The organism is Streptomyces sp. URMC 126 (assembly GCF_051386555.1).
In the GTDB taxonomy this organism is placed as follows: domain Bacteria; phylum Actinomycetota; class Actinomycetes; order Streptomycetales; family Streptomycetaceae; genus Streptomyces.
In genome coordinates this window covers 1-11,597 of record NZ_JBPQTX010000227.1, presented here as the reverse complement: position 1 = coordinate 11,597, position 11,597 = coordinate 1, and the positions used below count along the sequence as shown (strand labels likewise).

Sequence of the window (11,597 nt, the reverse complement as noted above, 5' to 3'; positions counted from 1 at the left end):
CGGCGGGGGTGGTGGGGCGTTCGTCAAGTGCTCCCTGGACGTGCCCAAAACCGTCTTCCTGGTCGTCGCGAAGGGCCAGGCGGCCAACGAAGCCGGGAAGGCCGGCAGCGGCGGCGGCGCCGGCCGGGCCGGTGCCACGTTGTTCGGCGGCGGCACCAACGGCGGTTCGGGCAAGCGCGGCGGCGAACCGCCGAACCACGGTTACGACCCGAAGGCCTCTCTCGTCTCCATCGGTCTGAGGGAGGAACCCTTGGTCTACGCACCGGGCGGCGCGTCCGGCGGCAACGGAACACCCGGCGAGGCCGGCCGCGGCGGCGAAGGCGGCACCAACGGCGACACGGGCAACGGCGCACCCGGCGAAGGCGCCCCCGCCTCCGCTCCCGGCCAGGCCGGGCCGGCCGGAACCGGAGACCGCGAGAAGCAGCCGGCCTGCAAGGGCAGCATGCTGGAGTCCGTCCAGGGCGCGACCGGTACCGGCGGACGTCCCGGCGGGGAGGGCCACTGGGGATCCACGGCCGACCCCGAAGGGAACGGTGGCGTCGCCTTCTGGGGCGGCAAGGGCGGCGCGGGCGGCACCGGTGCTCCCGGTCCGCACGGCAAGCCGTACGGCCGCGGCGGCATGGGCGGCGCGGGCGGCAGTGGGGGCCACGGCGGCCAGGGTGGCCGGGGCGGTGACGCCAGGGTGAACAAGGTTCCGCCCGCCGACGGCCATCGCGGGTCGGACGGACACGCGGGCACCGCGGGCCGGCGCGGCGCGAACGGCGCCATTCTGGTCGAGTGGTGAGGACCGGCTGCGCCGGGCGACGAGGGGCCGGAGCCCTCGGGGCGGCCGCGGCCGGCTGACGCCGACGGGGGCGGACCCCACCCGCCGGAGAGGCACGGCCCGCACCCTTCGCGCCAGACCGGGCGACAGCACCGCAGCACAACGGCAGCAGAACGGCAGAGCAGCGGCGGTTCCCCGACAGCGTGTCGCCCGGCGAACACGACGGGAGACCCCGGCCTCGTTCTCCGAGGCCCGGTGTCTCCCGTCCTTCACAGTCCGCCGGCGGTCCGGGCGGCCGGCGCCCCGCGCTCGTCCGCGCGGCGCACCCCCCGGCCGGGAACCCGCGGCCTCACGCCGCGCTCAGCACCGGCTCCTGCTCGCGGTCGCGCTGCCGCTCCCGCACCGGCTCGTCCTCCAGCTTGGAGCCGTCGGCCGTCGCGTACGCCTCGCGGTCGAGGATGCCCTCGCGGGACGCGACGATGATCGGGACGACGGACTGGCCGGCCACGTTGGTGGCGGTGCGGATCATGTCGACGATCGGGTCGATCGCGAGCAGCAGGCCCACGCCCGCCATCGGCAGGCCCAGCGTCGACAGGGTCAGGGTGAGCATCACCGTGGCGCCGGTCAGACCGGCGGTCGCGGCCGAGCCGATGACCGAGACGAAGGCGATCAGCAGGTAGTCGCGCAGCTCCAGCGGCACGTCGAAGACCTGGGCCACGAAGATGGCGGCGATGGCCGGGTAGATGGAGGCGCAGCCGTCCATCTTCGTCGTGGAGCCGAACGGCACGGCGAACGAGGTGTACTCCTTCGGCACGCCCAGCCGCTCGGTGACCCGCTGGGTGAGCGGCATGGTGCCGACGGAGGAGCGGGAGACGAAGGCGAGCTGGATCGCGGGCCAGGCGCCCTTGAAGAACTGGAGCGGGTTGACCTTGGCGACCGTCGCGAGCAGCAGCGGGTAGACGCCGAAGAGGACGATGGCGCAGCCGACGTAGATGTCCGCGGTGAAGGTCGCGTACTTGCCGATCAGGTCCCAGCCGTACTTGTGGATGGCCTTGCCGACGAGGCCGAGGCTGCCCAGCGGGGCGAGCCGGATGACCCACCACAGCACCTTCTGGAGGAGCTCCAGGACGGACTCGCTCAGGGTGAGCAGCGGGCGCGCCTTCTCGCCGACCTGGAGGACGGCGATGCCGGCGACGGCGGCCATGAAGACGATCTGGAGCACGTTCAGCTGGGTGAACGGCGTGACGACGTCGGTCGGGACGATGCCGGTGAGGAAGTCGAGCCAGGAGCCCTTCTTCTTCGGGTCGCCGCCGTCGGCGGCGGTGAGGCCGGTGCCGGAGCCGGGGTCCGTGAGCAGGCCGATCGCGAGGCCGATGGAGACGGCGATCAGCGACGTGATCATGAACCAGAGGAGGGTCCGGGACGCCAGCCGGGCGGCGTTCGAGACGTTCCGCAGGTTGGTGATCGAGACCAGGATGGCGAAGAAGACCAGCGGGGCCACCACGACCATGAGCAGCTGGACGAAGATCTCACCGATCTTGTCGAGCGTGGTCTGGAGCCAGCCGATGTCGCCGCTGCGGGCCGCCCAGCCGAGCAGGGCGCCGAGGACGAGACCGAGCAGGATCTGCGCCCAGAAGGGCACCTTGGGTATGCGGCCGAGGGCGGCGCGCACCCCGTTGGGCGGGGTCGCGGGCGAAGAAGGCGTCGATGACAACGGAAACTCCGGGGACAGACGGGGGTGGAGAAGGGGCGCGAGGCGCCGGGAGGTCCGTACGTACGGGATCTCCGGCCGCGTCGGGTGATCAGCGTGCGGTGATCGGGATGACGGTGATCAGCGGCGGCGACAGGCCGCGGACAGACAGCGGCAAAGATCGACGTGCAGGCGCGCCACGAGCCGGGGGCCCGTGGGGATTCGGTGCGCTGCTGCTGTCTTCATGTCGACACGTTAACACTGGAACTTTGAGGAACCCAAAGGGAATCTTTGGGTTCCGTCCGTCTCAGGGCACGAAAAAGCGCCGCGCGCCCCATCACCGAGCGGTCGCTCGGCGACGGGACGGCGGCGCGATGTGACGAAAACTACCCTTGGCGGACGGATGCGACGTTGCGCACCGGATGACCGGTAAGCCCGATCCGCGTCCGTCCCATATCCGGGTACGGGCTCGGGTCCACGTCCGATCCTCGTCCGGTCCGCGTCCGTCCCTACGCCCGGTCCTCCTGGCCCGCGTTGGCCTGGAGCCGCTCCCGCGTCCGCTCGACGCGCTCGGCCACCTGCATCGCCATGGCGTCCCGCTGCTTGCGCAGCAGCACCCAGCTCAGCGGCGCCGAGATGATCAGGGCCAGCAGAATCATCCACACGAGGTTGGAGCCGTTCGCCCCGAACGGGATGGCGTGCAGGGAGCAGAGCACCCACACGACGGCGAAGGAGGCGACGAGCAAGCCGAATCGCAGAGCGGTGTAACGGAGCGAGGCGTACTTCTGGCTACTCACGGGACGGACCTTCTTCTCAACGGCAGCCGAAAGGGTCCCTACCAGTCAAGCACGAGGTGGAGTGGATCAATCCAGAGGGCGCCACATCATGACGTCGTCGCGGTAGTCGTCCGCGCCCAGCCGCAGCCCGCCCGGGACCCGGCCGACCTCCTTGAACCCGGTACGGGCGTAGAAGCTCTCCAGCCCCATCCCCCCGCGCACCTCCAGCCGCAGCGCCTCCAGCCCGGCCGCGCGCGCCATCGCGATCGTCTCCTCCATCAGCCGGATCCCGTGACCGCCGCCCTGGAGCGCGGGGTCGAGCATCACCAGCACGACCATGGCCCAGTGCCGCATCTTGAAGTCGGTGTGGAGCCGGAGGAACGCGGTGCCGGCCAGCCGCCCGTCGGTGCCGTACGCGCCGAGCATCCGGTGCTCGCCGGCCGTCACCCGCCCGAACTGCGTCTCGCTCGCCGCCCGCACCTCCTCCTCGGTCACCGAGGGCAGGAACCCGACGGAGCCGCCGGCCCGGGAGACGTCGTACCAGAGCCGGACGAACTCCTCGCGGAGCTCGGGGGTCACCTGCGGATCACGAACGAAGGTAAGAGACATAACCCCGATGCAAGCATTACGCCCCACGTCCGGGCAAGAGAAAAAGCCCCGGTGAGGCGCGTACCTCACCGGGGCTCGTCAATGTCTCACCGGGGCTCACCGAAACTCCGAAACTCCGGGACTCCGGAACCCCGGACACGCCGGAACTCCGGACCCTCCGGAACCCCGCCGCCCACGAGCCGGAGATCAGACCCGCATCGGCTGCGGCTCCTCGCGCCGCGCCGGGTCCGGGCCGTCGTACTCCCGGATGACCTCGTACCGCGTGTTCCGCTCCGCCGGGCGGAAGCCCGCGTCGCGGATCAGCTCCAGCAGGTCGTCACGCGTCAGCTTGTTCGGCGTGCCGTAGTTGTCCGCGTCGTGCGTGATCTTGTACTCGACGACCGAGCCGTCCATGTCGTCGGCGCCGTGCTGGAGGGCGAGCTGCGCGGTCTGGAGACCGTGCATCACCCAGAAGACCTTGACGTGCGGGACGTTGTCGAAGAGCAGCCGGGAGACCGCGAAGGTCTTCAGCGCCTCGGCGCCGGTGGCCATGGAGGTCCGCGCCTGGAGCCGGTTGCGGATCTTGCCGTCCTTCATGTCCACGAAGTCGTGCTGGTAGCGCAGCGGGATGAAGACCTGGAAGCCGCCGGTCTCGTCCTGGAGCTCGCGCAGCCGCAGCACGTGGTCCACGCGGTGGCGCGGCTCCTCGATGTGCCCGTAGAGCATCGTGCACGGGCCCTTGAGGCCCTTCTCGTGCGCGAGCCGGTGGATGCGCGACCAGTCCTCCCAGTGGGTCTCGTGGTCGACGATGTGCTGCCGGACCTCCCAGTCGAAGATCTCCGCGCCGCCGCCGGTCAGCGACTCCAGGCCGGCGTCGATCAGCTCGTCGAGGATCTCGGAGGCCGGCATGCCGGAGATCTTCTCGAAGTGGTGGATCTCGGTGGCGGTGAACGCCTTCAGGGAGACCTGCGGCAGCGCCTCCTTGAGCGCCTTCAGCGACCGCGGGTAGTAGCGCCACGGCAGGGTGGGGTGCAGACCGTTGACGATGTGCAGTTCGGTGAGGTGGTCGTTCTCCATCGCCTTGGCGAGGCGGACGGCCTCCTCGATGCGCATCGTGTACGCGTCCTTCTCGCCCGGCTTGCGCTGGAACGAGCAGTAGGCGCACGAGGCCGTGCACACGTTGGTCATGTTCAGGTGCCGGTTGACGTTGAACAGGACCGTGTCGCCGTTCTTCCGCGTCCGCACCTCGTGGGCCAGGCCGCCGAGCCAGGCCAGGTCGTCGGACTCGTAGAGGGCGATGCCGTCCTCGCGGGTCAGCCGCTCACCGGCGCGCACCTTCTGCTCCAGCTCGCGCTTGAGTCCCGCGTCCATGCGATCGCCTCTCTGGTATGTCCGGAGCGTCTCCGGTTTCCTCCGCCTGGCCCGGTCGAGCCTACTCCCCCGCCGATGACGCCCGTCAGACGGCCTCGGGCCGTCAGATGCCCTCGGGGAGCTCGCCCACCCGGTTCTCCCACTTGGTGGAGAGCACGATCGTGGTGCGGGTGCGGCTGACGCCCTTGGTCCCGGAGAGCCGGCGGATGGTGCGCTCCAGGCCGTCCACGTCGCCGACGCGCACCTTGAGCATGTACGAGTCGTCGCCCGCGATGAACCAGCAGTCCTCGATCTCCTCCAGGTCCCGCAGCCGCTGCGCCACGTCCTCGTGGTCGGCGGCGTCGGACAGCTGGATGCCGATCAGCGCCGTGACGCCCAGGCCCAGGGACGCGGCGTTGACGGTCGCGCGGTAGCCGGTGATGACACCGGCCGCCTCCAGCCGGTTGATCCGGTCCGTGACGCTCGGTCCGGACAGGCCGACGAGCCGGCCCAGTTCCGCGTACGAGGCCCGCCCGTTCTCCCGGAGGGCCTGGATGAGCTGCCTGTCCACCGCGTCCATGGCTGGAACCTTTCAATAATCAGCGAACTTGCCGTCTTGCATGTAGAATCTAAGGCATTGAAGGGCTGACGCCCCGAAAATCTTTCACCGAACGCTCACGGCACCAACGATCCTTCAGGAGTGAACCCCGTGTACACGATCGAGATGGCCTACGCCCGCATGCGCGAGCTGCAGGACCTGGCCAACCGCTCGCGTGCCCACCTGTCCGTCGCCGCCGCCCGTCGCGCCGACGCCGCCGGGGCCCGTCCGGCGCGCGCCGCGAAGAAGCGCTAACCCCCCTCCGGGGCACGGCCTCCGCCGAGCTCCCCCGTCCACCTGCGGTAGTACCGGTGCGGCACCCCTGCCGCGTCCAGTACCCGCCCGGCGACGAAGTCCACGAGATCCTGGATGTGCGTCGCCCCCGCGTAGAACGCCGGAGAGGCGGGCAGCACGATCGCGCCCGCCTCGTCGAGCGCCACCAGCTGCCGCAGCGTCTGACCGCTCAGCGGCGTCTCCCGCACCGCCACCACCAACGGCCGCCGCTCCTTGAGCGTCACGCTCGCGACCCGTTGCAACAGGTCCTTCGACAGCCCCAGCGCCACACCCGCCACACAGGCCGTGCTCGCCGGGACGATCAGCATCCCCTTCACCGGGTACGAGCCCGACGACGGCCCCGCCGCCAGGTCGCCGGCCGGCCAGTGGCGCACCCGCGCCAGCTCGGCGTCGCCCACGGCGTACGTATCCGGCTTCCCGTCGGCCCCGCGCGCCAGCCACTGGCGCAGGTCGTCCCGCCAGTGCGCGTCCCGGAAGGCGATTCCCGTCTCGTCCAGCAGCGTCAGCCGCGAGGCCCGGCTGACCACCAGGTCGACGTCCTCCCCGGCGGTCAGCAGCCCGCGCACCACGGCCGCCGCGTACGGCGTCCCGGACGCACCGGAAACGCCGACCACCCAGGGCCGGCGCTCATCTCGTCGCGTTGCGTGTTCGTACGGCTCCACGCCCCCGAGCCTAGTCGGCCGGGGTGGGAGGGCTCCGGCGGGCGGGGTCAGCGGGCCGGATCGACCGGCAGCCCGGAGGTGTCGAAGCTCAGGGGGCCGATGGACGACTCGATGGTGACCGTCGCTCGACCACCGCCCACCGCTCGGGCAGCGAGGCGTCCAGCCCGCGTCGGACGCGCCGCCCGGTCGCCCCGCAGAACGGACGGCGCGAAGTGATCACGACGGAGCCGTCGAACACCTCTCCCACACAGCCTTCGAGGTGGCTCTCCATCCGCGCGAGCTTCCTCCGCAGACGGTCGAACTCGCTCACCGCCACCCCGGCCCTCCCCCGTTCCGCACACAGGCGGCGCGAGGCTAGCCGACCCCCAGCCCCCGCACCGCCAGATCCAGCAGCGCGCACACGAACAGGGCAATGCCGATGAACCCGTTGACCGTGAAGAAGGCGCGGTTCAGCCGGGACAGGTCGTGCGGCCGGACGATCGAGTGCTCGTAGAGGAACGCCGCGACGACCACCACCAGGCCGGTCCAGAAGAACGCGCCGGCGTGCGTGGCCACCCCGTACCAGGCCAGCAGCCCGGTGGTGATCACGTGGCAGGCGCGCGCGCCGTACAGCGCGGCCGGGATGCCGAAGCGGGCGGGGGTCGATTTCACGCCATGCGCGCGGTCGGCGGCGACGTCCTGGCAGGCGAAGATCAGGTCGAAACCGCCGATCCAGACGCCGACCGCGAGGCCGAGTATCACCGCGTCCCACGACCACGAACCCGTCACCGCGAGCCACGCGCCGACCGGTCCCATGGCCTGCGCCAGGCCGAGGATCGCGTGCGGGAAGTCGGTGAACCGTTTCCCGTACGGGTAGACCACCATCGGGATCACCGCGATCGGGGCCAGCGCCAGACACAGCATGTTCAGCAGGCCCGCGGCGCCCAGGAAGAGGGCCACGGCCACCAGCGCTCCCGTCCAGGCGGAGCGGACGGAGACCGCGCCGGTGACGAGTTCGCGGTTGGCGGTCCGGGGGTTCCGGGCGTCGATCTCGCGGTCGATGATCCGGTTGCAGGCCATCGCGAACGTCCGCAGCCCGACCATCGCCACCGTGACCAGGAACAGCTTCCACCAGTCGATCCGCCCGTCCTCCTGGTACATCGCCGTGAAAGAGGCGATGTACGCGAAGGGCAGCGCGAAGACCGAGTGCTCTATCAGCACCAGCCGCAGGAACGCCTTGGTGCGCCCCGGCTGGGGTACGGCGGCGGCGGAGGCGCTCATCGGGCGCACCCCCGGTCGTCCGCGCGGTCGGCGGCCGTAGACATCACAGCCCGTACTCCTTCCAGCGCTTCGTCACCCGAGCGGCGACGTCCGGATCCGACTCCACCATCCGCGGCCAGCCGCCGTCCCGCGTATAGCCCTCTTCCGGCCACTTCGCGGTGGCGTCGATGCCCGCCTTGCCGCCCCAGAACTGCTGGTACGAGGCGTGGTCGAGGTGGTCGACCGGGCCCTCGACGACGGTCAGGTCGCGCGCGTAGTCGACGTTGCCGAGCGCGCGCCAGGACACCTCGTGCAGGTCGTGGACGTCGCAGTCGGAGTCCACCACGATGATCAGCTTGGTCAGCGACATCATGTGGGCGCCCCAGACCGCGTGCATGACCTTCTGCGCGTGCTTGGGGTACTTCTTGTCGATCGAGACGATCGCGCAGTTGTGGAAGCCGCCGGACTCCGGCAGGTGGTAGTCGACGATGTCCGGGATGATGATCTTGAGCAGGGGCAGGAAGAAACGCTCCGTCGCCCGCCCCAGCGGCCCGTCCTCCGTCGGCGGCCGGCCGACGACGATCGACTGGAGCAGCGGGCGCCGCCGCATGGTGACGCAGTCGATGGTCAGCGCGGGGAACGGCTCCTGCGGCGTGTAGAAGCCGGTGTGGTCGCCGAACGGACCCTCCGGGAGCATCTCCCCCGGCTCCAGCCAGCCCTCCAGCACCACCTCGGCCGCGGCCGGCACCTGGAGCGGGACGGTCTTGCAGTCGACCATGTCGATCCGCTTGCCCTGCACGAAGCCGGCGAACAGGTACTCGTCGATGTCCGCCGGCAGCGGCGCGGTGGACGCGTACGTCACGGCGGGCGGGCAGCCGAAGGCGATGGCCACCGGCAGCCGCTCGCCGCGCCGGGCGGCGACCTGGTAGTGGTTCCGGCTGTCCTTGTGGATCTGCCAGTGCATCCCGATGGTGCGCTTGTCGTGGCGCTGGAGCCGGTAGAGGCCGAGGTTGCGGACGCCGGTCTCGGGGTCCTTGGTGTGGGTGAGCCCCAGGTTGAAGAAGGAGCCGCCGTCCTCGGGCCAGGTAAAGAGCGCGGGCAACGCGTCGAGGTCGACGTCGTCCCCGGTCAGCACCACTTCCTGGACCGGCGCGTCCCCGGGCTTCACCTTGCGCGGCGGCACGTGCGCCATCGCGCCGAGCTTGCCGAACGCCTCGCGGATCCCGACGAAGCCCTGCGGCAGCTCGGGCTTGAGCAGCCCGCCGATCTTCTCGCCGATCTCGTCGTAGGACGTCAGGCCGAGCGACTTCAGCAGCCGCCGGTCCGTCCCGAAGACGTTCATCGCCAGCGGCATCGCCGAGCCCTTGACGTTCTCGAAGAGCAGCGCCGGGCCGCCGGCCTTGTTCACCCGGTCGACGATCTCCCCGACTTCCAGGTGGGGGTCGACTTCGGCCTTGACGCGCTTGAGGTCGCCGTCGCGTTCGAGCGCTCTGAGGAACGAGCGGAGATCGTCATAAGCCATGCGTTCCAGTATCGAGCACGCACTACCCTGGGCTTGTCACGGGGCCGCGGGACGGCCCCACCGCCACGTTCCGGGGGGCCTTCGGCCAATGCTCAGGTATCTGCCGTTCCTGCTGGTCCTGGCGCTGTGGATCTACGCGTTCATCGACTGTCTGAACACGCCCGAAGAAGAGGTCCGCAAGCTGCCGAAGACCGCGTGGGTGATCATCATCCTGCTTTTCGGCGAAGTGCTGCTCGGGCCGGTCGCCTGGCTCGCCGTGGGCCGGCCGCGGGCGTCGGCGGGCCCGGGCGGCCGGCGCGGTGGTGGCGCCGGGTCCGGCGGCGGCTGGGTGGCGCCGGACGACAACCCCGAGTTCCTCCGGTCCCTGGACAAGGACCGCCGGCCGCGCGGCGAGGGCGAGGACCGGGGCTGAGCGGCGCGCGCCGCCGTTCGGCGGCCCCGCGTCCGCCCGTCGGCCCAGCCACCGATCCCCCGATCGGGTAATACGATCTACACTCCGGGCTTCTCGCAGCCCTCAACTCCCTCTCCTTCACGGCGGATTGCCGCGGATTTCACCCGCCCGCCCCTGTTCCCGGCACTCCCGGGCCGGGAGAGTCGCAACGGCCACACTGTGGCCTGACGCGACCTCAGGGAGGGTGCAGTGCCCGCGATGATGAGCAGACGAAGACTCCTCGGCTCCGCCGCGGCCGGGGCCGGTGCCGCCGCGCTCTCGCTGCTGCCGCCCAGCGTCCGGCGCGCGGCGGCGGCCGGGCCGCCCCGGCGCGGTTCGCTGGCGGACGTCGAGCACGTGGTCATGCTCATGCAGGAGAACCGCTCCTTCGACCACTACTTCGGCACCCTCAAGGGCGTCCGCGGCTTCGCCGACCCCAAGGCCCTGCGGCTCTCCACCGGCCGCAGCGTCTTCCACCAGCCGGACGCCGAGAACCCCAAGGGCTATCTGCTCCCCTTCCGCCTCGACACCCGGAAGACCAGCGCCCAGGCCATCCCGTCCACCAGCCACGCCTGGTCGGTGCAGCACGACGCGTGGAACGGCGGCAAGATGGACCGCTGGCTGCCCGCGCACCGCAAGGCGGACGGCAAGAACGGCCCGTACGTGATGGGCTATCACACCCGCGAGGACATCCCGTTCCAGTTCGCCCTCGCCGAGTCGTTCACCATCTGCGACAACTACTTCTGCTCGGTCCTGGGCCCCACCTGGCCCAACCGCCTCTACTGGATGACGGGCACCATCGACCCCGGCGGCACCAAGGGCGGCCCGGTCATCAGCAACAAGATGCCGTCCCCCTACCGCTGGACCACCTACGCCGAGCGCCTCCAGGCGGCCGGTGTCAGCTGGCGGGTCTACCAGCAGCAGGACAACTACGGCTGCAACATGCTGGAGTGGTTCCAGCGCTTCCGCGACGCGAAGCCCGGGGATCCGCTGTACGAGCGCGGGATGCGCCGGCAGCCCGAGGGGACATTCGAGGACGACGCCCGCAACGACCGGCTGCCGGCCGTGTCGTGGATCATCCCCACCGGCCCGCAGTCCGAGCACCCGCACTTCATGCCCGCCGCCGGCGCCGATTTCGTCGCCAAGAAGATCGAGGCCATCGCGGACAACCCCAAGGTCTGGGCGAAGACCGTCTTCATCCTCAATTACGACGAGAACGACGGCCTGTTCGACCACGTCCCGCCGCCGGTCCCGCCGAAGGGCACGAAGGACGAGTTCGTCAAAGGACTGCCCATCGGGGGCGGCTTCCGCGTCCCCTGCCTGATCGTGTCACCGTGGACGGTGGGCGGCTGGGTGGCGGGCGAGGCGTTCGACCACACCTCGGCCCTCCGCTTCCTGGAGCGCTTCACGGGCGTCCGGGAACCCAACATCAGCGCCTGGCGGCGGCGCGCCTTCGGCGACCTCACCTCGGCCTTCGGCTTCGATGCCCCCGCCCCACGGGCCCCCGGGCTGCCGAAGGACACGGCGAAGGAACTGGCGCAGGCCGAGTGGGAGGTCGCCCACCTGCCGAAACCGACGCTGCCCGGGGCGACGCAGCAGGTCCCGGCGCAGGAGAAGGGGACGCGGCCCCGCCGCTGAGGCGGCGCGGGGCGGGGCGATGCTGGCCGACCCCGCCGCCCTGCGGG

General features: G+C 71.0%; 11 protein-coding genes and 1 pseudogene. 4 read left to right on the top strand and 8 right to left on the bottom strand.

Annotated elements, in window-relative coordinates; translation table 11 throughout:
* Positions 1-784 (top strand): annotated as a pseudogene (locus ACSNOK_RS23875) (hypothetical protein); the annotation flags it as partial.
* 328 nt (positions 785-1,112) lie between these two features.
* Here the strand turns inward: ACSNOK_RS23875 and ACSNOK_RS23870 are convergent.
* From ACSNOK_RS23870 to ACSNOK_RS23850, 5 genes are all read right to left on the bottom strand, one after another.
* Positions 1,113-2,477 (bottom strand): dicarboxylate/amino acid:cation symporter, encoded by a 1,365-nt coding sequence (locus tag ACSNOK_RS23870; protein ID WP_436782807.1) that lies wholly within the window; start codon positions 2,475-2,477, stop codon positions 1,113-1,115.
* A gap of 485 nt (positions 2,478-2,962) precedes the next feature.
* The gene (locus ACSNOK_RS23865; protein WP_436782806.1) at positions 2,963-3,250 is read right to left on the bottom strand and encodes a DUF4229 domain-containing protein; all 288 of its coding nucleotides are present in this window, start codon (positions 3,248-3,250) and stop codon (positions 2,963-2,965) included.
* A gap of 66 nt (positions 3,251-3,316) precedes the next feature.
* Positions 3,317-3,808 (bottom strand): N-acetyltransferase family protein, encoded by a 492-nt coding sequence (locus ACSNOK_RS23860; protein ID WP_436782805.1) that lies wholly within the window; start codon positions 3,806-3,808, stop codon positions 3,317-3,319.
* A gap of 216 nt (positions 3,809-4,024) precedes the next feature.
* Positions 4,025-5,188 (bottom strand): aminofutalosine synthase MqnE, encoded by a 1,164-nt coding sequence (gene mqnE, locus ACSNOK_RS23855; RefSeq protein ID WP_436782804.1) that lies wholly within the window; start codon positions 5,186-5,188, stop codon positions 4,025-4,027.
* Between the two features lie 103 nt (positions 5,189-5,291).
* On the bottom strand, positions 5,292-5,747 hold the full coding sequence (locus tag ACSNOK_RS23850) for an Lrp/AsnC family transcriptional regulator (RefSeq protein ID WP_171169923.1): 456 nt from the start codon (positions 5,745-5,747) through the stop codon (positions 5,292-5,294).
* Between the two features lie 129 nt (positions 5,748-5,876).
* Here ACSNOK_RS23850 and ACSNOK_RS23845 point away from each other — a divergent pair, with 129 nt between their 5' ends.
* The gene (locus ACSNOK_RS23845; protein ID WP_436782803.1) at positions 5,877-6,020 is read left to right on the top strand and encodes a hypothetical protein; all 144 of its coding nucleotides are present in this window, start codon (positions 5,877-5,879) and stop codon (positions 6,018-6,020) included.
* Here ACSNOK_RS23845 and ACSNOK_RS23840 read toward each other — a convergent pair.
* The 3 genes from ACSNOK_RS23840 to ACSNOK_RS23830 form a co-directional block, all read right to left on the bottom strand.
* Complete coding sequence (locus ACSNOK_RS23840; RefSeq protein ID WP_436782802.1) at positions 6,017-6,673, bottom strand: UbiX family flavin prenyltransferase; 657 nt, start codon at positions 6,671-6,673, stop codon at positions 6,017-6,019. The genes ACSNOK_RS23845 and ACSNOK_RS23840 overlap by 4 nt on opposite strands.
* Before the next feature lie 402 nt (positions 6,674-7,075).
* Positions 7,076-7,981 (bottom strand): menaquinone biosynthesis prenyltransferase MqnP, encoded by a 906-nt coding sequence (gene mqnP, locus ACSNOK_RS23835; RefSeq protein WP_436782801.1) that lies wholly within the window; start codon positions 7,979-7,981, stop codon positions 7,076-7,078.
* A 43-nt stretch (positions 7,982-8,024) separates the two neighbouring features.
* The gene (locus ACSNOK_RS23830) at positions 8,025-9,482 is read right to left on the bottom strand and encodes a menaquinone biosynthesis decarboxylase (protein WP_436782800.1); all 1,458 of its coding nucleotides are present in this window, start codon (positions 9,480-9,482) and stop codon (positions 8,025-8,027) included.
* Between the two features lie 88 nt (positions 9,483-9,570).
* Here ACSNOK_RS23830 and ACSNOK_RS23825 point away from each other — a divergent pair, with 88 nt between their 5' ends.
* Both ACSNOK_RS23825 and ACSNOK_RS23820 read left to right on the top strand, forming a co-directional pair.
* A complete protein-coding gene (locus ACSNOK_RS23825) occupies positions 9,571-9,894 on the top strand; it encodes a PLD nuclease N-terminal domain-containing protein (protein WP_436782799.1) in 324 nt (107 codons plus the stop codon).
* Positions 9,895-10,134: 240 nt separating this feature from the next.
* Positions 10,135-11,550 carry a phosphocholine-specific phospholipase C gene (locus ACSNOK_RS23820; RefSeq protein WP_436782808.1) on the top strand — a complete coding sequence of 472 codons (1,416 nt, stop codon included), beginning with the start codon at positions 10,135-10,137 and terminating at the stop codon, positions 11,548-11,550.
* The last annotated feature ends 47 nt before the right edge of the window (positions 11,551-11,597 follow it).

Excerpts from the sequence above, each read along its gene's own strand:
- mqnE (WP_436782804.1), bottom strand. The coding sequence starts at position 5,188 with ATGGACGCGGGACTCAAGCGCGAGCTGGAGCAGAAGGTGCGCGCCGGT.
- ACSNOK_RS23850 (WP_171169923.1), bottom strand. The coding sequence starts at position 5,747 with ATGGACGCGGTGGACAGGCAGCTCATCCAGGCCCTCCGGGAGAACGGG.
- mqnP (WP_436782801.1), bottom strand. The coding sequence starts at position 7,981 with ATGAGCGCCTCCGCCGCCGCCGTACCCCAGCCGGGGCGCACCAAGGCG.
- ACSNOK_RS23830 (WP_436782800.1), bottom strand. The coding sequence starts at position 9,482 with ATGGCTTATGACGATCTCCGCTCGTTCCTCAGAGCGCTCGAACGCGAC.
- ACSNOK_RS23825 (WP_436782799.1), top strand. The coding sequence starts at position 9,571 with ATGCTCAGGTATCTGCCGTTCCTGCTGGTCCTGGCGCTGTGGATCTAC.
- ACSNOK_RS23820 (WP_436782808.1), top strand. The coding sequence starts at position 10,135 with ATGAGCAGACGAAGACTCCTCGGCTCCGCCGCGGCCGGGGCCGGTGCC.